The sequence below is a fragment of the Gemmatimonadota bacterium genome (assembly GCA_026706345.1).
Classification (GTDB): Bacteria; JAAXHH01; JAAXHH01; order JAAXHH01; family JAAXHH01; genus JAAXHH01.
On sequence record JAPOYX010000021.1, the window covers coordinates 2,232 to 2,600 of the forward strand.

A 369-nucleotide genomic window follows, 5' to 3' on the forward strand; every position below is an offset into this window, starting at 1 on the left:
CTCCGATCGGATATGCGGTTGAGAAATTGCCGGGAAAGCCCGTGTTGCCGCCTACGCTGACGCCCACGGTGTCGCCGAACGAGTCTCCGTTGATTTGCACGGCGCTGTAGTCGCGGTCGCCGTCGAATATGGCTTTTCTCTCGAAAAATTCGAAACTTGCAATGATCTTGCCGCGGTCGCCCGCAGCGCCGAATAGGGCCTTGACCTGCTCTTCGTCCGCACCTTTCGCCTCGGGACGGGTCATGCCGACCTGAATCTCCGCACCGGTGTAGTCGGCTCGCATGATGAAATTGATGACGCCGCCGATTGCGTCAGCCCCGTAGACCGCCGAGGCGGAATCGGTCAGGATTTCGATTCGCTCGATGGCGT

The 369-nt window shown here is 59.9% G+C and carries 1 protein-coding gene; it reads right to left on the minus strand.

Annotation, left to right across the window (positions count from 1 at the left end):
- On the minus strand, positions 1 to 369 hold a 369-nt coding region (locus OXG98_02430), incomplete at both ends, for a TonB-dependent receptor plug domain-containing protein (protein MCY3770866.1).